Origin of the sequence: Ferribacterium limneticum, assembly GCF_020510625.1 — a bacterium.
GTDB classification, from domain to species: domain Bacteria; phylum Pseudomonadota; class Gammaproteobacteria; order Burkholderiales; family Rhodocyclaceae; genus Azonexus; species Azonexus limneticus_A.
This window is the reverse complement of the sequence record NZ_CP075191.1, coordinates 199192-220383: the sequence shown is the minus strand read 5'-3', so window position 1 is coordinate 220383 and position 21192 is coordinate 199192. Positions and strand designations below refer to the sequence as shown.

General features: G+C 60.6%; 24 protein-coding genes and 1 riboswitch. Of the genes, 7 read left to right on the top strand and 17 right to left on the bottom strand.

Annotated elements, in window-relative coordinates; all coding sequences use genetic code 11:
* Position 1: 1 nt before the first annotated feature.
* Positions 2-370, top strand: coding sequence for an RNA-binding S4 domain-containing protein (locus KI617_RS01085; RefSeq protein WP_226451823.1), 369 nt, complete (start codon positions 2-4; stop codon positions 368-370).
* On the opposite strand, the gene KI617_RS01080 is transcribed toward KI617_RS01085, so the two are convergent.
* The 17 genes from KI617_RS01080 to KI617_RS01000 all read right to left on the bottom strand — a co-directional run bounded on the left by KI617_RS01080 (position 365) and on the right by KI617_RS01000 (position 15003).
* On the bottom strand, positions 365-1252 hold the full coding sequence (locus tag KI617_RS01080) for an AEC family transporter (RefSeq protein ID WP_226449856.1): 888 nt from the start codon (positions 1250-1252) through the stop codon (positions 365-367). The two genes, KI617_RS01085 and KI617_RS01080, sit on opposite strands and share 6 nt — an antisense overlap.
* A gap of 105 nt (positions 1253-1357) precedes the next feature.
* On the bottom strand, positions 1358-2698 hold the full coding sequence (gene hslU / locus KI617_RS01075; RefSeq protein WP_226449854.1) for an ATP-dependent protease ATPase subunit HslU: 1341 nt from the start codon (positions 2696-2698) through the stop codon (positions 1358-1360).
* Positions 2695-3231 (bottom strand): ATP-dependent protease subunit HslV, encoded by a 537-nt coding sequence (hslV, locus tag KI617_RS01070; RefSeq protein WP_226449852.1) that lies wholly within the window; start codon positions 3229-3231, stop codon positions 2695-2697. The genes hslU and hslV overlap by 4 nt, the downstream gene beginning before the upstream one ends.
* A gap of 13 nt (positions 3232-3244) precedes the next feature.
* On the bottom strand, positions 3245-4558 hold the full coding sequence (locus KI617_RS01065; RefSeq protein WP_226449850.1) for an STAS domain-containing protein: 1314 nt from the start codon (positions 4556-4558) through the stop codon (positions 3245-3247).
* A 45-nt stretch (positions 4559-4603) separates the two neighbouring features.
* A complete protein-coding gene (locus KI617_RS01060; protein ID WP_226449848.1) occupies positions 4604-5371 on the bottom strand; it encodes a metal ABC transporter permease in 768 nt (255 codons plus the stop codon).
* The gene (locus tag KI617_RS01055; protein ID WP_226449846.1) at positions 5358-5930 is read right to left on the bottom strand and encodes an ATP-binding cassette domain-containing protein; all 573 of its coding nucleotides are present in this window, start codon (positions 5928-5930) and stop codon (positions 5358-5360) included. The genes KI617_RS01060 and KI617_RS01055 overlap by 14 nt, the downstream gene beginning before the upstream one ends.
* Before the next feature lies 1 nt (position 5931).
* The gene (locus KI617_RS01050) at positions 5932-6828 is read right to left on the bottom strand and encodes a metal ABC transporter substrate-binding protein (protein WP_226449844.1); all 897 of its coding nucleotides are present in this window, start codon (positions 6826-6828) and stop codon (positions 5932-5934) included.
* An 8-nt stretch (positions 6829-6836) separates the two neighbouring features.
* Positions 6837-8249 (bottom strand): TonB-dependent receptor, encoded by a 1413-nt coding sequence (locus KI617_RS01045; protein ID WP_226449842.1) that lies wholly within the window; start codon positions 8247-8249, stop codon positions 6837-6839.
* A 75-nt stretch (positions 8250-8324) separates the two neighbouring features.
* Complete coding sequence (locus tag KI617_RS01040) at positions 8325-8606, bottom strand: hypothetical protein (RefSeq protein ID WP_226449841.1); 282 nt, start codon at positions 8604-8606, stop codon at positions 8325-8327.
* Between the two features lie 50 nt (positions 8607-8656).
* A complete protein-coding gene (locus tag KI617_RS01035) occupies positions 8657-9847 on the bottom strand; it encodes a class I SAM-dependent rRNA methyltransferase (protein ID WP_226449839.1) in 1191 nt (396 codons plus the stop codon).
* Between the two features lie 178 nt (positions 9848-10025).
* Complete coding sequence (locus tag KI617_RS01030; RefSeq protein WP_198134085.1) at positions 10026-10178, bottom strand: hypothetical protein; 153 nt, start codon at positions 10176-10178, stop codon at positions 10026-10028.
* Between the two features lie 148 nt (positions 10179-10326).
* Positions 10327-11223 (bottom strand): tyrosine recombinase XerC, encoded by an 897-nt coding sequence (xerC, locus tag KI617_RS01025; RefSeq protein ID WP_226449837.1) that lies wholly within the window; start codon positions 11221-11223, stop codon positions 10327-10329.
* Complete coding sequence (locus KI617_RS01020) at positions 11220-11891, bottom strand: DUF484 family protein (RefSeq protein WP_226449835.1); 672 nt, start codon at positions 11889-11891, stop codon at positions 11220-11222. The genes xerC and KI617_RS01020 overlap by 4 nt, the downstream gene beginning before the upstream one ends.
* Entirely contained in the window at positions 11888-12718 is an 831-nt protein-coding gene (gene dapF, locus KI617_RS01015) for a diaminopimelate epimerase (RefSeq protein ID WP_226449833.1), read from the bottom strand. Before dapF ends, KI617_RS01020 begins: the two co-directional genes overlap by 4 nt.
* A gap of 60 nt (positions 12719-12778) precedes the next feature.
* Positions 12779-13285 (bottom strand): GNAT family N-acetyltransferase, encoded by a 507-nt coding sequence (locus KI617_RS01010; RefSeq protein WP_226449831.1) that lies wholly within the window; start codon positions 13283-13285, stop codon positions 12779-12781.
* Complete coding sequence (locus tag KI617_RS01005; RefSeq protein WP_226449830.1) at positions 13282-14157, bottom strand: lysophospholipid acyltransferase family protein; 876 nt, start codon at positions 14155-14157, stop codon at positions 13282-13284. Before KI617_RS01005 ends, KI617_RS01010 begins: the two co-directional genes overlap by 4 nt.
* Before the next feature lie 3 nt (positions 14158-14160).
* Positions 14161-15003, bottom strand: coding sequence for a lysophospholipid acyltransferase family protein (locus KI617_RS01000; RefSeq protein WP_226449828.1), 843 nt, complete (start codon positions 15001-15003; stop codon positions 14161-14163).
* Positions 15004-15162: 159 nt separating this feature from the next.
* On the opposite strand from KI617_RS01000, the gene metK reads away from it, so the two are divergent.
* The 6 genes from metK to metF all read left to right on the top strand — a co-directional run bounded on the left by metK (position 15163) and on the right by metF (position 21182).
* Positions 15163-16326, top strand: a complete 1164-nt coding sequence (gene metK, locus KI617_RS00995; protein WP_226449826.1) for a methionine adenosyltransferase — start codon at positions 15163-15165, stop codon at positions 16324-16326.
* 64 nt (positions 16327-16390) lie between these two features.
* The gene (locus tag KI617_RS00990) at positions 16391-17596 is read left to right on the top strand and encodes an HD-GYP domain-containing protein (protein ID WP_226449824.1); all 1206 of its coding nucleotides are present in this window, start codon (positions 16391-16393) and stop codon (positions 17594-17596) included.
* Positions 17597-17617: 21 nt separating this feature from the next.
* Positions 17618-17679, top strand: a riboswitch (S-adenosyl-L-homocysteine riboswitch).
* An 81-nt stretch (positions 17680-17760) separates the two neighbouring features.
* Entirely contained in the window at positions 17761-19173 is a 1413-nt protein-coding gene (gene ahcY / locus KI617_RS00985) for an adenosylhomocysteinase (RefSeq protein WP_226449823.1), read from the top strand.
* A gap of 9 nt (positions 19174-19182) precedes the next feature.
* Complete coding sequence (locus KI617_RS00980; RefSeq protein WP_226449821.1) at positions 19183-19530, top strand: phage holin family protein; 348 nt, start codon at positions 19183-19185, stop codon at positions 19528-19530.
* A gap of 9 nt (positions 19531-19539) precedes the next feature.
* Positions 19540-20361 (top strand): TlyA family RNA methyltransferase, encoded by an 822-nt coding sequence (locus tag KI617_RS00975; protein WP_226449819.1) that lies wholly within the window; start codon positions 19540-19542, stop codon positions 20359-20361.
* Positions 20358-21182, top strand: coding sequence for a methylenetetrahydrofolate reductase [NAD(P)H] (gene metF, locus KI617_RS00970; protein ID WP_226449817.1), 825 nt, complete (start codon positions 20358-20360; stop codon positions 21180-21182). The genes KI617_RS00975 and metF overlap by 4 nt, the downstream gene beginning before the upstream one ends.
* Positions 21183-21192 lie beyond the last annotated feature (10 nt).

Genomic DNA, 21192 nt, shown 5'->3' with positions numbered 1-21192 from the left:
CCTGCGCGTCGATAAATGGCTGTGGGCAGCGCGCTTTTTCAAGACGCGCTCCCTGGCCAGCGATGCCGTCAGTGGCGGCAAGGTGAAGATCAATCGCGCCACGATCAAACCAGCCCGTGAAATCAAGATTGGGGACCAACTTGAGATCGCCAACAGCGAAACACGCTGGGAAGTGACCGTTAAAGCCCTGTCGGACAAACGCGGCCCGGCGCCGGAAGCACGCATGCTTTACGAGGAAACACCGGAAAGTATTGCGGCCCGCGAAGCCGAGCGCGAAAGCCGGCAGTTCGTGCAAGACCCCGCCGCCGACACCCATGGCCGACCGACCAAGCGCGACCGCCGCCAGCTCGGCCGCTTCAGCGGCTCATAGCACCCAGGCTAGGGCCAACGGCAGAAAAACCAGCGCTGCCAGATTACCAATCAGCACAATCGAGGCAACCCGCTGCGGCTCCTGCTTGTAGCGCTCGGCAAACAGGAAATTGAGCACGGCAGGCGGCAGGGCGCCGAAAACGAACAGCATCGCCGCATCCCTGCCCTGCAATCCAAGCAACTGAATGACACCGGCTGCGATCAGCATGCCGGCCAGCGGCCGCAGTACGGCACTACCCACCGCCACCTTCCATTCGCTGAAATTCACATCCGTCATCCGCACGCCAAGCGAAAAGAGCAACAGCGGTACAGATACATCGCCAAGCATCTTGATTGCGATGACCAGCGGCGTCCAGATGGAGATTTTCAGCAGCGCGACAGCCAGCCCGGCAATCGCGGCGAAAACCACCGGGATACGCCACAGCGTCAACAGCCGTGTCGTCGGATCGAGCAGACGGGCGCCGAACGAGAAATGCAGCGTGTTCTCAACCATGAACAGGATGACCGCTGCCGGCAGGGCGTTTTCCCCCCAGGCCAGTACGGCGAGCGGCAGGCCGATGTTGCCGGAGTTGTTGAACAACATGGGTGGAACCAGTGTTTTTGGCTGGATGCCAGCCAAACGCGCAATCGGCCAGGCGAGCAGACCACAGGCAGCAAGAACCAGAAAGCCGCCCAGCGCCAATGGGGCATAGGCCGCCAGATCGAAGGACTTGCCGGCCATTGCTGCAAAGACCAGCGCCGGCACGAAGACATCCATGTTCAGGCGGTTGGCGACGGCCATCTCCGGCTTGTGCTTGCGTCCGTAGAAATAGCCGGCCGCCACGATCCCGAAAATGGGGAACAGGATGGCCAGCAGGCGGAAACTCAGGCTTTGGTCTTCCAATCAGAACCCCGGGGAATGGTCTGCAATGTGGCAGACATTGTGCGAGGCTGGCCGATCAGTGCGCAATAGGGAAAGACCCTGAGGCCCACCCGGCCAGCCGTGCTTTTACAGCACGTAACGCGACAGGTCTTCGTCGGCGGCCAGTTCGCCTAGCTTGGCATTGACGTAGGCGGCGTCGATCAGCACCTTGACGAGGCCAACCTTGCCGGCATCGAAGGAAACCTCTTCGAGCAGCTTTTCCATGACGGTATGCAGACGACGGGCACCGATGTTCTCGGTTTTTTCGTTCACCTGGAAGGCGATTTCAGCCAAACGTCGGATACCATCTTCGACAAACTCAAGCTGAACACCTTCTGTCTCAAGCAACGCCTGATATTGCCGCGTCAGGCAGGCATCGGTCTGGGTCAGGATGCACTCGAAATCAGCCACCGAAAGCGAATCCAGCTCGACACGGATCGGGAAGCGGCCCTGCAACTCGGGAATCAGGTCGGACGGCTTTGACAGATGGAAAGCGCCCGAAGCGATGAACAGGATGTGGTCGGTCTTGATCATGCCGTACTTGGTCGATACGGTCGTGCCTTCGACCAGCGGCAGCAGGTCGCGCTGTACGCCTTGCCGAGAAACGTCGGCGCCATGCATTTCGGAGCGACTGGCAATCTTGTCGAGTTCATCAAGGAAGACGATGCCGTTCTGCTCGACTGCCTTCACTGCCTCCAGCTTCACGTCCTCATCATTGACCAACTTCGCAGCCTCTTCATCGGCCAGCAGCTTCAAAGCCTCCTTGATCGGCAGCTTTCGCGACTTCTTCTTGCCACCACCGACGCTCTGGAACATGCCCTGAATCTGCTGGGTCAGCTCCTCCATGCCCGGCGGCGCGAAGATTTCGGCCTGCATGCTCGGTGCGGCGACTTCGATGTCGATTTCCTTGTCATCCAGCTCGCCTTCGCGCAATTTCTTGCGGAATTTCTGGCGGGTGGTGTTATCGCTTGCGGTCGACTCGGAGTTTTCGGCAAAAAAATTGGGGCCGCGCGCCGTTGGCAGCAGCACGTCGAGAATGCGCTCTTCGGCGGCATCCTCGGCCCGTGCGCGCATAGCCTTCATGGCCCGTTCGCGGTGTGATTTGATGGCCATCTCGACCAGATCACGGATGATCGTCTCGACGTCACGCCCGACGTAGCCGACTTCGGTAAATTTCGTCGCCTCGATCTTGATGAACGGAGCATTGGCCAGGCGAGCCAGACGACGAGCAATCTCGGTCTTGCCAACGCCAGTCGGCCCGATCATCAGAATATTTTTTGGCGTAATTTCCTGACGCAGGGGCTCGGCCACCTGCGAACGCCGCCAGCGGTTGCGCAAGGCAATGGCAACGGCCTTCTTGGCGTTTTTCTGACCGACGATGTGCTTGTCGAGCTCGGAAACGATTTCCTGCGGGGTCATCGCGGTCATTCGAGGGCCTCGATCGTGAAATTACGGTTGGTGTAAATGCAGATATCGCCAGCGATTTCCAGCGATTTGGTGACGATGTCGCGCGGTGCCAGTTCGGTGTTTTCGAGCAAGGCACGCGCTGCGCTCTGGGCGTAGGAACCGCCTGAGCCGATCGCGACGATGCCCTGCTCCGGCTCCAGTACATCGCCGTTGCCGGTGATGATCAGCGATACCTCGCGATCAGCAACCGAAAGCATGGCCTCCAGGCGGCGCAGGGCACGGTCCGAGCGCCAGTCCTTGGCAAGCTCCACGGCCGAGCGCAGCAGGTTGCCCTGATGCTTTTCCAGCTTGGCCTCGAAACGCTCGAACAGCGTGAAGGCATCGGCCGTACCGCCTGCGAACCCAGCCAGGATGCGGCCCTGATACAGGCGGCGAACCTTTTTGGCCGTCGCCTTGATGACGATGTTGCCCAGCGTGACCTGTCCGTCGCCGCCCATGGCAACAGAATTGCCCCGGCGCACCGACAAGATCGTGGTGCCGTGATATTGCTCCATGATTTTTCCTAAATTAAGACTTGGGAACGACGATGCGTGCCTGTTTGTTGAGTCCGACCACGGCCATAAGTTCAGCGACGAGGTGGTTCGGACTGCGGATAATGATGTCCCGCCCGGCTGCCTTGTAGGGTGCCAGACGGTTCACCAGCTGCCCGGCCGACACGAAATCGAGCCGGCTGACGCCGGAGAAATCGAGGATGGGCTGCTCGTTGGCCTCAATGATCTGGGCCAGATCTTCAAAACGACAGCCTTTAAGATCGCCGCTCAGATAATGCGCATCGTCACCTGACTGAGGCACAACGGCAGAGGCTTTGGTGCCGGGCGCCGGCGCCTCCCAGGAGGGTGGTGACAACTCGAAGGTGATGGCGTAATCGACAGCCCGTTCTTCAAACTTTTCCTGGGTGCCATGGCGCTGCAGCAACTCCAGCAGCAAGCGCCAGGCAGCCTCGTGCCCCGCGTCGCCTGCGACCAGCCGGTCGTTCAAGCGATCCATAAAAGCTTCTGCGCCGAGCAGCGTGACCGCAAGGCGCGTCTTTCGTGCCTTGGTCAGACAATCAGCCAACAGGGCCGCAATTTCGTCATCACAGCCGATCAACTTGCTGCAATCAACGGTCACCTCTTCCTTCTGGTCAATGAATTTGACCAGCTCCGTCACTGGCAAGGCGCCTTCGGTCGTCAATACGCCTTGCAGAAAAACCTTGCGTGGCCCGACCCCACTCGTCGCCTGTTTGGCCATCGACGACGCCTGGCACCAGGTTGGCGGCGAAGTCTCGCAGGCCTCGGCATAATCTACGCCCAACTTTTCGAAGGCAACCCGGTCGCCGCCGATCTGCAGCAGGTCGAATAAAAGCAGCCAGAAGCGCTTGCCTTCAGTACCGCGATAAGAACGGACAAAAGTCTCGAGCAGCGAGCGAGCCGCCCCATCCTGGCCGTTGGCGTAGAGCACCACTACCTGCTCGACACAGGCCTGTAATGGATCGACGTCATGATCAACATCGATGCCCATGACACTCGAATCCGTAAAATCGCGATCAAAATCGTCAATGCTGAAATCTGTATTGTCCACCGGCAATTTGGCCTGGGTGGAGGGAGCATTCGCCACGGCTGCGGCAACTTTGGGCTGCGCCGCAGCGATGCCTGAAACGGTGGCCAGTGGCTTGCCGGGGGTAAATTCCAGATCCGGCAATGGCTGGGGAAGCGGCTTCGGCGCCTCTTCGCTGGCTGGTTTTGGCTGATCTGCCTCAGGCAACGGTTCAGCCGAACGCGGACGCGCGGCCGGACGTTCCGGCATCTTGTTGGGCTGCTTCTTGAAAAACGAAAAGACCATGACCACTCCGCATGCAGAATGCGAGTTTTAGCACGGCGTCTGCGTTCATGCAACGACCAGCCCAACGACAACCAGCAGAATTGCCAGCACCGGACCAAAGGGTTGATCCAGCCAAAGCGCCAGCGAGAAAGCGCCGACATAGCCAAGAACGCCAATAATCAAGGCCCAGAGCAAGCCGGCACGCCAATTCCCGGCCCGCCGGAAGGCCAGCCACGGCGGAATGAAAATCAGTGTAAAGGCCCCCATTACCCCCAGATTCATCGTCGCCAGCGCCAAAGACAAAGCCGCCAGGAGATCGAAGCCGATCTGCGTTGGCCACGCCTTCAGACCGCGGATACGAAACAGATCCGGATAGGTGTGCGCCAACAGCAGGTGGCGGGACAAGAGACGCAAAATCAACACGGCCACTGGCACACAGGCTGCGACGAGCCAGAGTTCATTCTGACCGGCAAAATAGAGTTGCCCGTCAAATAAGGCATGCCCCAGCCGCTCCGCCATCGGCTGATTGGCTGCCAACAGCACGGCCACCGCCCAGCCACCGAGCAGCAGCAAGGCGTAGCTGGCGCCACCCGCCAGGCGCCGGGCAAACAAGCGCTTGCCTGCGCCGGCCAGGCCGGCCAAGCCGATGCCGCCGAGAATGGGGGGCAAACCACTGACCAGCGCCAGCAGAGCACCGGCTGCCGCGACGTGCGAATAGGCCAGCGCCGCCAGCCACTCGTCGCGCAAGCGGAGATAGCAACCGAGCAGCGGTAGCAAGACCGCCAAGCCTAGCCCGGTCAGGAACGGAATCAGAAAAAGCTCATTCCCCATCATGGGCCTCCAGAACCACGACCCGGTCGCAGGCCGCTTCAACGAAAGCGGCATCGTGACTGACCACGATAATTCCCGTTCCGCCTTTCGAGCGCTCGTGCAGATGCGCTGTCAGGTGCCGGACGCCGGCCGCATCGAGATTGTTGGTCGGTTCATCGAGCAGGACGAGATCGGCCGGTGCCTGCAGGACCGCCCACAGCGCAAGGTAGTGCCGCTGGCCGCCGGACAAACGGTCCAGCCGGATATCGATACGCTCAGCCAGCCAGGGTGGCAAGCCTGCCGGGCTGGCGCCGGTCAGCGCCAGCAATTCGCGCCCGGACAGCGGCAGGCCATCGACCGGCGGTACATCCTGGGTCTGCAAGGCCAGGCGTAACCCCGGCTGCAGGTCGAGGCGTCCGGAGAAAACGCGGGCTCGCCCGGCCAGGGCGGCGAGCAAAGTGCTTTTGCCGACGCCGTTGGGGCCGGTCAGGCCGACAATTTCGCCAGCCGCCAGTGACAGATTGATGGCCTGGGTCGCCGGCTTTTGCCAGCCGGCGACAAGCGCTTTGGCGCGCAGCATCATCTCAACGAATACCTTTGAGCAAACGCTGGATCGTATCGTCGTACAAGCCGAACAGATCGCCGGCCTCCGGCGTCCCGCCGACGGTATAGGGCAGCAACACTGCCGGGATACCCGTCTTGCCGGCGATCCACTGACTTGGCCCCTCCTGCTGATAGGCCGCCCGCAGCACCATTCTGGCTGGAGCGGTTTGCTGACGACTGAGGAGACCCGTCAAATGGCCGCTGGTCGGCTCGATGCCTGGTTTGGGCTCGAGCGCGCCGACCTCCTTCAAGCCCAGCCAATGACTGAGATAGACGAAGGATTGATGATGGACCAGTACCGGAACGCCTTTGAGTGGCGCGGCTTCCTTTTCCCAGCGCGCTATCGCCACCTGCCACTTGCTGGCAAAGGTCTTGAAAGCCGCCTGATAGCTGGTGGCATTGGCCGCATCCAGCTCGGCCATGCGTGCCGTCAGCGCTTCGCCAACCTTCAACACGTTGCGTGGATCAAGGTGAGTATGCGGGTTGCCGGCCGCATGGAGATCGCCATGGGCTCGATCCAGTGTTGCTGGCACATCCAGCCGATTGACGAAGGCCGAGGCCTCGAAATATCCGGACCGCCCATTCTGAATGGCCGAATTCCCGGAATCACGCAGGACCAGCGGCAACCAGCCGATTTCCAGATCGGCGCCGGCCGCGACAAGCAGGTTGGCCTGCCGCGCCTGGGCAAGCAGCGACGGCTTGGCCTCGATGCGATGCGGGTCCTGGAAAGCATTGGTGGCCGTGTAAACCCTGACCTTGTCGCCGCCAATTTCCTTGGCCAGCGCCCCCCATTCGGGAACCGTGGCGAAGACCTTCAGGTCGGCCTGGGCGGAAAGCCCCGTCACAGCGAGCAAAATGCTCATAGCAAAATGTTTCATGTGACCTCCTAGAACTTGTGGGCGCCGTGGGCACCCAGGCTCATGACGTACTGCAGTGTCACCTGGTTGTCGGTGATGCCAAGCATCGACTTGTCCTGGGCAAACTGCAGGCGGACCCGCGAGAACTCGCTCCAGCTGTAGTCGACCATCGCTGTCGCCTTCTTCGGCCGATAGTCGGCAACGACCAGATTGGCTGCATTGGCGCCGAAATCGCGGTGGCCGCTGTCGAGTTGCTCGTAGCGCAGGCCGGCACGCCATTGCGGGGTAAACTGGAAAACGCCTTGTGCATACCAGCCGGACTGACGGGTCTTGTAGCGACTGGTCACGCTGTCACCCGCAACCAGCGGGTCACAGGCATTACCCACGCCCTCATCATCGGAACAGGTCAGATCGCCCTTCTCCCGCCGGCTGAAGTACTCAGTCTGGAACTTGAAATTCTGGTACTTCGGATTGCCATTCGGCGCCCATTTCCAGACGAAGTCCGCCAGCACGGTGGACGAATCGCCAGTGAATTTGCCCAGCGCCTCGACGCCGCCGATGTCCTCGAAATGACCCTCGCGCTCCTTGGCCTTGGTCTTCAGGTAGGACACGCCGGCCCGCCAGTTGCTGGACAAGCCGACATCGCCGCCGACATGTGCAAAGGCCGCCGCGGCGCCACTGCCGTTCTTGTTGCGATCGGTACCCGGGAAGGTCGCACCGCGCCCCGCTTCGACACCAAGTTCAATAAAGGTTTCGGTCGGTGCCAGCCACTTGAACTGGACGCCGTCCTGCACGTAGCTTGCCTCTTCACCGAACATCGCCTGGTACATCAACGGTGCGTCGGCGAAATCCCACATATGCGGATGCTGCTCGTTCAGGTAACCGATACCCGAGCGGTAACGCCCCCCTTTCAGGCCGATGCCATGGCCAAGGCCGAGCGACTGGAACCAGGCCTCCTCGACCTCGGCCGTACCGTCGACCATGGCGATTATCGCCTGGCCGCGCCAGTAAGGATCGATATTCGCTGCCAGCACCAGTTCGGTATGCTCGACCGAGAAGCCGCGCTTGCTGATGCCCGGAATGGCCCCATCGCCATGATCGTGACCGCCCGCCGGGTAGAAGCCGGTGATGCCACGCTCCGGCACATCCTTCATGTTCTTGTACTGCCCCTGGAGGATCAGCGATACCTCGGGATTGAAGCCGCTTGCCGTCGATGCAGCCGTTTGGCGTCCCTCGGTTGTGACGACCGGTGCGGCAACAGGCTGCGCACTCGCCTTGGACTCGGCTTGCACCAGTTTCTTCTCGAGCGAGGCAATACGCTGCTCGTAGGATTTTTTCATCTCGTCGATCTGGGCGCGGATGGCTGCCAGATCGGCATCGGTTGCGGCCTGCGCGCCGCACGAGGCGGCCAGCAGCGCCGCCATGGCAAATGATTTTTGCATGGGATTCTCCTGAAAATGCGTTGAAATCGACCGGCAGCAGGATTGCTCCGGTCGACCATCAAAAACGGGCAAATTTCAGAAGAGAGGCGGGCCGCGCTGAGTTGCGACCGGTGCCGGGAAGGCGCTCCGGCCATGGGCCGACAAGGCTTCCGGAACAAACTGGATAGCCACCACTGGCGGCAAAGCCACCAGCGAGGGCAGTGCTGCGCCAAGATCATGCGCTGCCAGGCAAAGCTGGCAGGCATGCGTCGGCAAGCCCTTCTCGTTGCCCGCCGCATGCTCGACCGCGTGCGCTCCCGTCGCCAATTGGGCGAAGAAGAGAACGGCAACGAGAAGGAGCTGGCGCAACTGAAGCATCTATTCAGTTTAGCAGCGCTGCATTACGTTCAGATGGCAGAGCGGCTGGCTCAGTCCACCTGGACCAGCAGGCCCTTCAAATATTCGCCTTCCGGGAAATTCAGCGCCACCGGATGATCGGCCGCACCGGACAAACGGCGCACGATACGCGCACTGCGCCCGGCATCCAGCGCCGAATCGGCGATGATTTTCTGGAACATTTCCAGCCCGACACCACCGGAACACGAATAGGTCATCAACAGGCCACCCGGCTTGAGCAGCCGGCAACCGAGGATATTGATGTCCTTGTAGGCTTTCGCCGCCCGGTCGGCATGCGCCGCAGAAGGTGCAAACTTGGGCGGGTCGAGCACGATCAGGTCGAACAGCTTGCCGGCCTTGCGGAAATCGCGCAGCGCCTGGAATACATCAGCCTCCTGCCATTCGGCACGAGCAGCCGGCAGTTGCGGATTGAGCGCCAGATTGGCCTTGGCCTGCGCCAGCGCCGGGCCGGAGGAGTCAATCGACAATACACTTTTCGCCCCCCCAGCCAGAGCCAGCAGGGAAAAGCCGCCGGTGTAGCAGAAGCAGTTCAGGACATCCTTGCCGGCTGACAACTGGCCGAGCAAGGCCCGGTTTTCGCGCTGGTCGAGATAGAAACCTGTCTTATGGCCACCGGCAACATCGACCGCCAGACGGACGCCGTTTTCATCAATCGACAGCGGCGTTGCTGGCGCTTCACCATGCAGCCAGCCGGTCGTCGGCCCCAGACCTTCGAGGCCACGCACATCTGAATCGGAACGCTCATAAACCCGGGCACAGCCGGTCGCCTTGACCAAGCCGGCGACGATGGCATTGCGCCACTTGTCGGCCCCGGCCGAAGTCAGCTGGACGACTACCGTATCGCCATACTGGTCGGCGATAACCCCGGGCAAACCATCGGATTCGGCATGGATCAGTCGCAAGCCCTGCTGGCCGCGCAGTTCCGGCAATGCCTGGCGAAGCGCCACGGCGGCAGCGATACGGCGCTTGAAGAAGGCATCGTCGATCGACTCGTCGGCGTCAAACGTCCAGAAACGGGCGCGAATCTGCGATTTCGGACTGTAGGCAGCCCGTCCGAGCGGACGCAGGTTGTCAGCCAATACCTCGACCGTATCGCCCGGCCGCGCACGGCCTTCCAGACGACCAACCGAACCGGCGAACAACCAGGGGTGATGCTTGAAGGCAGAACGCTCCTTGCCCGGAAGCAGAATCAGCTGAGCCATGTTTTTCCCGATCTAAAAAGCAAGAAGCCCCGGTTGCCTTGCAGCAACCGGGGCCTGAAATACTGTGCTGGCTTTTATTCCATGCCCGGATCAAGCGTGACGCGAAGACAAGCCGCAGACAGTGCGATTAGCACGGCAAGGCGACGTCGACAAAGTCACGGTTGGTTCGGGCGTGGAATCAGGCGCCCAGAGCCTTGCGGTTGCGCTGATGGCACTCAGCAGCGTACATGACCTTGAACATGGTCTTGCCGGTGCTCTTGAACAGACGCTTGGTGGACTTGGAAACGCAGCGGCGCTCCAGGGACGAACGGCGATTACGGTTGATGGCCATGAATAACTCCTTGATTCCGGCTATATTTCGAAACCGTCAATCATAGAGGCTGGTGGAGAAATCGTCAACGAAGCCTTGATTTTTCGCCACTTTCGGCAGCCGGCCACAGAAATTCCATCAGCCCATGCCATACCAACCGAAGTGAGTCCTACTTGCTCTTCGCTCTTGGGTGGGCAGCGTCGTAAACCTTGGCCAGATGCTGAAAATCAAGATGCGTATAGACCTGCGTCGACGCGATGCTGGCATGACCGAGCATTTCCTGCACCGCCCGTAAGTCCCCCGACGATTGCAGGACATGCGAAGCGAAGGAATGGCGCAGCATGTGGGGATGGACATGGGTCGGCAAACCAAGCAGCATAGCTCGTCGAGCCAGCCGGGCCTCGACCATGCGCGGGCTGATGCGGGCACCGCGCTGACCGACGAACAGGGCCTTTTCCTCAGGCTTCGCCAGCTCACCTCGCACCGCCGCCCACGCCGCCAGGGCCTCCCGCGCCTTGCTGCCGACCGGCACCAGACGCAGCTTGTTGCGCTTGCCCAGCACGCGGACTTCGCTTTCATGGGCGATGCTGTCCAGCGCCTCGCAATCCAGAGCAACCAGTTCGGCCAGGCGCAAGCCCGACGAATAGAACAATTCGAACATCGCCAGATCGCGTGCCGCCTGGGCGGGATCATCATCCTCGACCGGCGTTAGCAGGCGCGAGGTTTCATCGACCGACAAGGCCTTGGGCAACAACCGGGGCGATTTGGGCGGACGGATTCCGTCGCAAGGATTGGCTTTCACCATGCCGCGTTCACCCAGCCATTGAAAGAACCCGCGCCATGCCGACAAGGTCCGCGCCAACGAGCGACCTGCCAGCCCCTGACCATGCAGTTGGGCCACGAAGCGCCGGAGGTGGTGCACCTGCAGGCTGGCGAGCGGAATATCCCCCGCTGCTGCCAGCAGCTTTTGCAGATCACGTCGATAGTTCGAAACGGTGTGCGCCGACAAGCGTCGCTGGTCCGAAAGCTCGGCCAGCCAAGTGTCGACGGCAACGACCGGGGTCACAGCACGCTCTTGGTCACCCGGGCCAGCGCAGCAGAAACCATTTCGCCGAGGCGTTCGAGATAGAGCGTCCCCATGTCGGCGTAGAAGCGCTGCGCTTCCTCGCTGCCCAAAGCGATCATGCCGATCGTGCCGCCACCGTTGCGCAAGGCAATCAAGGCTTGCGAGCGAATGTGCGAAGCATGTTCGCCAAACCATGAAGCCGTACCGAACCCTGCCGTCGAACCGCAATAAGGACGGGCCAGCGTTTCGGCGAAAACCTGCAATTCCTCACTGACCGCAGCGAACTCCGGCAAGCCCTCGACGCCTTCCGGCTTGTCCCACAGGCGCAGAGCGACGTGCGGCACGGAGAAATCATCGCGCAGATGGAAATTGAGCAAATGGATCACCGCCTGAAAAGTTTCGGCAGCGATCAGTGCCACAGCGAGGCGATGCACCTTCTCGCTGATCTGGTCGTTTTCTTCACCAAAAGCAATCAACTCGGCCAGCTTGCTTTCGGTCGTCCGGTTTTTTTCGCGCAGCGTCAGCATCTGCCGCTCGGCCAGCGAGACAGCACGACCACCGTGCGGGTGTGGCACGAAAATCTGCGCCATCAAGTCCGCATACTGCTCGAAGAAACCCGGATTGTTCTTCAGATACTCCGCGATTTCCTCGGGGAACATGGCGCTCATAATTCAATTTCTCCAGTAAATACGGTCACTGCCGGGCCGGTCATCAGCACCGGCCGGTCGTCGCCACCCCAGGCTATCGTCAGGTCGCCACCGCGGGTCGTTACCCTGACCGGCGAATCGAGCAAGCCACGACGAATCCCCGTCACCACCGCCGCACAGGCGCCAGTGCCACAGGCCATCGTTTCGCCTGAACCGCGCTCGTAAACACGCAGCTTGATGGCATGCCGATCAACGATCTGCATGAAGCCGGCGTTGACCCGCTGCGGAAAGCGCGGATGCTTTTCGATCAATGGCCCATGCTCGCCAACCGGCGCGGCGTCGACGCTCTCCACGACCTGCACGGCATGCGGATTGCCCATCGACACGACACTGGTTTCCAGGGTCTCGTCGGCTACGTCAAGGAGGTGAATGATCACGTCGTCTTCGGCCAGGAAGGGAATTTCAGCCGGCAAAAAGCGCGGAACACCCATATCGACCGTGACATTGCCATCGCCTTCAAGGCGCGGCGAAATAATGCCTCGCATCGTCTCGACGCGAATCTCGCGCTTTTCAGTCAGGCCTTCGTCATGAACAAAGCGAACGAAACAGCGAGCCCCATTGCCGCATTGTTCGACCTCGCCGCCATCGGCATTGAAAATCCGATAACGGAAATCGATCCCCGGCTGGCTCGTCTTCTCGACCAGCAGAATCTGGTCACAGCCGACGCCGAAGTGGCGATCAGCCAGATAACACAACTGTTCCGGGGACAGGGAAACATGCTGGCGAACACCGTCAAGGACAACGAAATCGTTGCCCAAACCGTGCATCTTGGAGAATTTGAGTTTCACGCACCGCTCCGCTGAATGGTTAGGAAAAGAATAGCAGAGACAGGGGCTTGCCTCAAATTGTTAAAGTTTCTTCTCCATCACGAAATCGTCCATCACGTAGCCGTGACCGATGTCGTCAACCGTCGCTGCACGTACGGCGAAACCATATTTCTTGTATGAGTTGATGGCATTCACGTTGCGCTTGTTGACCTGCAGGATGACGCAAGGGTAGCCCTGCTTTTTCGCCCGCTCGGCGACGTGGGCGATCAACTGACCACCAACGCCCTGGCGCTGCACATCCGGGTGAATGTAGAGCTTGTCGAGCTTGAATTCGTCCTTGTAGATTTCGCTGAACGCGAAACCAACGCGACGCTCCCCGTGGAAAGCCTGATCCAACCACTTATGCAAGTCTTCCAGGTCGTCGTACAAGCGCTCATGGCCGTAGCGCTGTTCGAGCATAAAATCGATCTGTTCCTGGGTGATGATGCCAGGATAGGTCGCCTGCCAGATTTCGCGAGCGAGGGCCGCGATTGCCGGCACATCGGGCGGCGTCACGGGGCGGATTTCCACTTTCAGGCTGCTGTTCATTTATAAAACCTCTGTTCTCCGGGTGGCCGGGTTTTGAAGCGTTTATGCAACCAGAAATACTGCTCCGGCATGCGCAGCACCTGGCTTTCGATAAATTTGTTCATGAATTCGGTATCGGCTTCAACACTCTCGCCGGGAAAATTCTCCCAGGCGGGCATCACTTCGACCTCGTAGCCGTCCGGCACCTGACGGGTAATGCAGGCCACGACGCGAGCGCCGGTCAGGCGAACCAGCCGCGACAGAGCGGGAATCGTTGCTGCCTGAACGCCGAAGAAAGGCACGAAGATCGACTCCTTCGGGCCGAAATCCATGTCCGGCAGGTAATAGAACTGATGTCCGTCCTTCATCGCCTTGACGATCTTGCGCATGCCATCCTGCCGTGACAGCAGTACTGCCTCATTGAATCGCATCCGCCCATCATAAAGCAGCTTGTTCAACACCGGATTCTTCTGGTTGGAAAAGACGCTGCAGCCGACGACGTACATCGAAATACGGGTTGCGCCGGCATCCAGCCCGACAAAATGCGGTGACAGCAGGATCACCGGCCGGCCTTCCGGATCGGTCAGGTGTTCGACACCATGGATACGGATGATGCGCTCCAGTCGTTCCTTCGAGGCCCACCAACCCAGCGTACGATCAAGCACAGCCCGGGCAAAGGAGACGAAATGCCGACGCGCCAGTTCTTCGCGCTCGACTTCACTTTTCTCCGGAAAACACAGACGCAGATTGGTCAGCGCAACACGCCGCCGCTCACGCCCCAAGGCATACAGCAGACGCCCCAAGCCCCAGCCCAAGTCTCGCAAAACCGGCAAGGGCAGCCAATGCAGCAGCCAGAGAAAACCAACGAGGAGGTAGGTAAGGAAGATCTTCAAAGCTCACTCCGCCGGCGGCAATTCAGCGCCACCCGGTCGCTTGTATCGGTTGTAGCCCCACAGGTACTGGGTTGGACATTGACGAATCAAGGCCTCGATTTCGGTATTGATCTGCTGTGCGCGTTCGACGGTCGAACCCGTTAAAGCGGTTTGCGGCGGCTGAAAATGAACACGGTAACCGCGCCCGCCAGGAAGGCGCTCGCCCCAGGTCAGCAGCGAGGCTGCGCCAGTTTCGGTCAGGCGTGCCGCCAGGGTCATGGTGTAGGCATAGCGCCCGAAAAACTTCAGCCAGACGCCTTCGCCGGTCTTGGGCGCCTGGTCCGGCAGCATGCCGACCATCTCGCCCTTCTTCAGCGCCTTGATCAGCGCCCGAACCCCGGACAGATCGGCCGGCGCGAGGTGCAGGTGCTCACGTTTACGCCCCATCAGGATCAACTCCTGAGCCGAGGCCGACTTGGGGGCACGATATAGCACGGTGATGTCGCCAAAAGACGAGAGGTACTGGGCCGTAATCTCGAAACAGCCGAGGTGCGGCGTCAGAAACACGATTCCCTTGCCAGCCTGCCGTGCTGCCGCGACATGTTCCCATCCGACGACCTCGGCGACCAGCGGCACCGCCTCTTCAAGCGGACGCATCCAGATGCGCGCCAGCTCGATCATCTGCTTGCCGGTTTCGGCCGCCACCCGCCCACGCAAGGCCGGGGCTATGCCGGCCTGCGCCAGATTTTCCTGCAGATGACGCCGATAGGTCGGTGAAAGCCAGTAAATCAGGCGGCCGACCCCGCCGCCCAACGCATGCAGCAAGCCCAGCGGCAATAAGGAAAAAACGCGAAAAATAAAAACCATGACGCCCCGGGGGTTGAATCCCCCTGAGAAAAGTTTAATATTATCCGTTCGCCGAGTTAAACAGACAACTTGCGGGGCGACTAATAAATTCTGCTAAAGCGTCACCTGCTCATGGTCCGAAGCTGGTAACGCCGGATCAAAGGACCATTGGAGCATTCCATGAGCGATTACCTCTTCACTTCGGAATCTGTCGGCGAAGGCCATCCCGACAAGGTTGCCGATCAGATTTCCGACGCCATCCTCGACGCCATCCTGGCTCAGGACAAGCATTCCCGCGTTGCCGCCGAGACCCTGTGCAACACCGGCCTAGTCGTGCTGGCCGGTGAAATCACCACCAACGCCAACGTCGACTACATCCAGGTTGCCCGCGACACCATCAAGCGCATCGGCTACGACAACACCGAATATGGCATCGACTACAAGGGCTGCGCCGTGCTCGTCGCCTACGACAAGCAGAGCCCGGACATCGCCCAGGGCGTCAATGCCGCCTACGACGACAACCTCGGCCAGGGCGCCGGCGACCAGGGCCTGATGTTCGGCTACGCTTGTGACGAAACCCCGTCGCTGATGCCGCTGCCGATCTATCTGTCGCACCGCATGGTCGAGCGCCAAGCCATGCTGCGCAAGGATGGCCGCCTGCCGTGGGCCCGCCCGGATGCCAAGTCGCAGGTCACCATCCGCTACGTTGATGGCAAACCGCACTCGATCGATACCGTCGTGCTGTCCACCCAGCATTCGCCGGACATCAGCCTGGAAGACCTGCGCGAAGCCACCATTGAGCAGATCATCAAGCCGGTACTGCCGAAGGAGTTGATCAAGGGCGACATCAAGTATCTGGTCAACCCGACCGGCCGCTTCGTCGTCGGCGGCCCGCAGGGCGACTGCGGCCTGACCGGCCGCAAGATCATCGTCGACACCTACGGCGGTGCCGCACCGCACGGTGGCGGCGCCTTCTCCGGCAAGGATCCCTCCAAGGTAGACCGTTCGGCCGCCTACGCCACCCGCTACGTCGCCAAGAACATCGTTGCCGCCGGCCTCGCCTCGCGCTGCCTGGTCCAGGTTTCCTACGCCATCGGCGTCGCCGAGCCGACTTCGATCATGGTCGAGACCTACGGCACCGGCAAGGTCAACAACGAAACTCTGACTGCACTGGTTCGCAAGCACTTCGACCTGCGTCCGAAGGGCATCGTCAACATGCTCGACCTGCTCCGTCCGATCTACCAGAAGACCGCCGCCTACGGCCACTTCGGCCGCGACGAGCCGGAATTCACCTGGGAAGCCACCGATCGCGCCAATCTGCTGAAGAGCGATGCCGGTCTGTAAACCCTACATTTCTTCGCATTAAACAAGGGGGCGCGCAGCCCCCTTTTTGTTAGAATTGCGAAATATGTTGAAGAAAATCCCAGTCGAAAAACTGACGCTCGGCATGCACCTCCAGGCTTTCTGCGGCGCCTGGCTGGATCATCCGTTCTGGCGGACCAAGTTCGTCCTGACCGATCCAAACGACCTGTGCCTGATCATGGAAAGCTCGATCAGGGAAGTCTGGATCGACGCTTCCAAAGGCACCGACGTAGAAACGGGGGATTTTGCCGGTGCGAAGGAAGTCGTCAGCGCAGAGGAAATTCCCGAACCACCGCCCGTTGTGCAGGAAAAGGCTTCGTTCAACGACGAAGTAAAACGCGCCGCCAAGATTTGCGCCAAAGGCAAGGAAGCCGTCGTTTCGATGTTCCAGGAAGCGCGCATGGGAAGGGCCATTGAGGCCGAAGCCGCCGCGCCGCTGGTCGAGGAAATTTCCAATTCGGTCATGCGCAATCCGGGCGCCCTGATCAGCCTGGCCCGCCTGAAAACGGCGGACGACTATACCTTCATGCATTCGGTGGCCGTCTGCGCCCTGATGATCGCCCTCGCCCGCCAACTCGGCCTCGATGAGCAACAAGTCCGCGATGCCGGAATGGCCGGCCTGTTGCATGACCTTGGCAAGGCGATGATCCCGCTTGAGATATTGAACAAGCCGGGCAAGCTGACCGACGAGGAATTCGATCTGGTCAAGACTCACCCCGCAGAAGGCTACAAGCTTTTGCTGGAGGGTAGCGGCATCAGCGAGATGACCAGGGATGTCTGCCTGCACCACCATGAAAAGGTTGATGGCAGCGGTTACCCCAAGGAACTGAATGGCGAGACCATGAGCCTGTTCGCCAAGATGGGGGCCGTTTGCGACGTTTACGACGCAGTCACCTCCAACCGCCCGTACAAGGCTGGCTGGGATCCGGCCGAGTCGATCAAGCGAATGGCCGAATGGAAGGGGCATTTCGACCCCGCCGTTTTTCAGGCCTTCGTTAAAAGTTTGGGAATCTATCCAATTGGCTCACTGGTTCGCCTCGCCTCGGGCAAACTCGGCGTCGTCGTCGAACAGGGCGAGCAATCGCTGCTCAAACCAAAGATCAAAGTATTCTTTTCGACCAAATCGCAGGCCTATATCAAGCCGGAACTCATCGACATTGCCCGCAGCCCCGAGAAAATTGCCGGTCGCGAAGATGCCGCCAAGTGGGGCATCAAGGATGTCGACCGCTATTGGGCTGGCGACAAGGTCTGAAAAGACATTTATAATCCGCAACCTACCGAGGGGCGCTGCAGGAGATTCCTCCCAGGCTCGGTTTAAAACGGCGCTCACTGATCAACCCTGCCGGGCGCAGGGGGCCGCCGGTGAGCAACAACGCCGTTATTCCCCTCCCCGTCACAGTTATTTAGGAGCTTACTGTGGCTGAATTCAAAGACTACGTCATTGCCGATCTTTCCCTTGCCGACTGGGGTCGCAAGGAAATCCTCATTGCTGAAACCGAAATGCCGGGCCTGATGGCCATTCGCGAAGAATTCGCGAAGACCCAGCCGCTCAAGGGCGCCCGCATCACCGGTTCGCTGCACATGACCATCCAGACCGCCGTGCTGATCGAGACGCTGACCGCGCTCGGCGCCGAAGTCCGCTGGGCCTCGTGCAACATCTTCTCGACCCAGGACCACGCCGCGGCCGCCATTGCCGCGCAGAACATCCCGGTCTTCGCGGTCAAGGGCGAAACTCTGGTCGATTACTGGGATTACACCCACCGCATCTTCGAATGGGCCGACGGCGGCTACTCGAACATGATCCTCGACGACGGCGGCGATGCCACCCTGCTGCTGCACCTCGGCGCCCGTGCCGAGAAGGACATCTCCCTGCTGGCCAAGCCGGGCTCCGAAGAAGAAACCATCCTCTTCGCCGCCATCAAGGCCAAGCTGGCCGTCGATCCGACCTGGTACTCCGTGCGCCTGGCCCAGATCAAGGGCGTCACCGAAGAAACCACCACCGGCGTCCATCGCCTGTACCAGATGCACCAGCGCGGCGAACTCAAGTTCCCGGGCATCAACGTCAATGACTCGGTGACCAAGTCCAAGTTCGACAACCTGTACGGCTGCCGCGAATCGCTGGTCGATGGCATCAAGCGCGCCACCGACGTGATGATCGCCGGCAAGATCGCCGTGATCGCGGGTTACGGCGATGTGGGCAAGGGCTCCGCCCAGGCCATGCGCGCCTTGTCGGCTCAGGTCTGGGTTACCGAAATTGACCCGATCTGCGCCCTGCAGGCTGCCATGGAAGGCTACCGCGTGGTGACCATGGAGTACGCCGCCGACAAGGCCGACATCTTCGTCACCACGACCGGCAACTTCCACGTCATCACCCATGACCACATGGTCGCGATGAAGAACAACGCCATCGTCTGCAACATCGGTCACTTCGACAACGAAATTGACGTCGCTTCGATCGAGAAGTACCAGTGGGAAGAGATCAAGCCGCAAGTCGACCACGTCATCTTCCCGGACGGCAAACGCATCATCCTGCTCGCCAAGGGTCGCCTGGTGAACCTCGGCTGCGGCACAGGCCATCCGTCCTACGTGATGTCTTCCTCCTTTGCCAACCAGACTATCGCTCAGATCGAACTGTGGACCGAGGCCGTCAAGGGTTCCAACAAGTACCCGGTCGGCGTCTACACGCTACCCAAGCACCTCGATGAAAAGGTCGCCCGCCTGCAGCTCAAGACGCTGAATGCCCAGTTGTCCGAGCTGACCGACGAGCAAGCTGCCTACATCAGCGTGCCGAAGGAAGGCCCGTACAAGGCTGACCACTACCGCTATTAAGCAATCACGATGCTGAACCTGCTCGCCGTCTGGATCGTCAATGCGCTGGCCTTGCTGGCGCTGCCTTATGTCGTTCCGTCGATCCAGATAGCGGGGTTCGGCACGGCGATGCTGGTGGCCGTCGTGCTGGGCCTGATCAACACGCTGCTCAAGCCGCTGTTGATCCTGCTCACGCTGCCGGTCACGTTGCTGACGCTGGGGCTGTTCATTTTCGTCATCAATGCCCTGCTCTTCATGTTGGCCGGCAATCTGGTCGACGGCTTTCAGGTCGGCGGCTTCTGGTCGGCCCTCCTCGGCTCCATCGGCTACAGCCTGATTTCATGGGTCTTGAGCGCGGTTCTGCTGCGCAAGAACTGAACTGCAGCGATGAGCATGAACTCCTTCCATGCGCGGCAGAAAAAGCCGCCGGCCCCACGCCAGCCTAGCCATGAACGACCGGCCGGGATGTCGCGGGCGGATGCCTTGCTCGTCGCCCAGAAACTCGCCCCCTCCCGCACGGCCGCCCAATGGCTGATCAAGGAAGGGCGCGTCAGCTGGGTAGGTGGTGCGGTCAACAAACCGGCAATGGAATTGCCCGAGGGCACCCCCTTGAGCGTTGCAGCCGACCCGGATGCCCATTACGTCTCGCGAGGCGGCAACAAGCTGGCCGGCGCGCTGGCCGAAACAGGGATCGAGGTCGCGGGAAAGAGCTGCCTCGATGTCGGCCAGTCGACCGGCGGCTTCACCGACTGCCTGCTGCAGGCCGGAGCGAAGCACGTCGTTGGCGTCGATGTTGGTCACGGCCAGTTGCACTCGCAACTCCGCCACGACTCCGCAGTCACCGCCATCGAAGGTATCAACTGCCGGGCACTGACCGCGGCCGATCTCGGCCATGCCTTTCCGGCGGCCGGCTTCGATCTGATCGTCGGCGATGTCTCCTTCATCTCCATGACCTTGGTTCTGCCACAGTTGCCGGCCTTGCTGGCCGAACATGGCGACCTCCTGCTGCTGGTCAAACCGCAATTCGAAGTCGGTCCAGACAACATCGGCAAGGGCGGCATCGTCCGCGATGCAACGCTCTACAAGGACGTCGAGACCAAACTGCGCGACTGCGCAACCAAGCTTGGCCTTACTGTCCGCGCCTGGCTGGATAGTCCGATTACCGGCGGTGACGGCAACCGCGAATTCTTTATCTGGTTGAACAAATGAAACCTGAAATCTCCATCGAGTTTTTCCCGCCCCAAACCCCGGAAGGCCTCGAAAAACTGCGCACCGTCCGGGCTGAACTGGCCAAGCTGAACCCGCATTTCTTCTCGGTCACCTACGGCGCCGGCGGCTCGACCCGCGAGCGCACCTTTGCCGTGGTCAAGGAAATCGCCGCCGAAGGCTTCGACGCAGCACCGCACCTGTCGTGCATCGGCTCGACCCGCGAGTCCATCCGCGAAATCCTCGCCGAATACAAGGCCGCCGGCATCAAGCGCACCGTCGCCCTACGCGGCGATCTGCCCTCCGGCATGGCCGAAACCGGTGAGTTCCGCTACGCCAACGAACTGGTTGAATTTATTCGCGCCGAAACCGGCGACTGGTTCAGCATCGAGGTTGCCGCCTACCCGGAATGGCACCCACAAGCCCGCAGCCCGAAAGACGACCTCGACGCCTTCGCCCGCAAGGTCAAGGCTGGCGCCAACTCGGCTATTACCCAGTATTTCTACAACGCCGACGCCTATTTCCATTTTGTCGACGAAGCCCGCGCCCTCGGCGTCGATGTGCCCATCGTGCCCGGCATCATGCCGATCGCCGGCTTCACCAAGCTGGCCCGCTTCTCGGATGCCTGTGGTGCTGACATTCCACGCTGGATGCGCAAAAAATTCGAAAGTTTCGGCGACGACGCCGACTCGATCCGCGCCTTCGGCCTCGATGTCGTCACCGAACTTTGCGAACGCCTGCTCAAGGGCGGCGCCCCCGGCCTGCATTTCTATGCCATGAATCAGAGTGCGCTGACCACGGAAATCTGCCGCCGCCTCGGCTGACTGCCTGGCG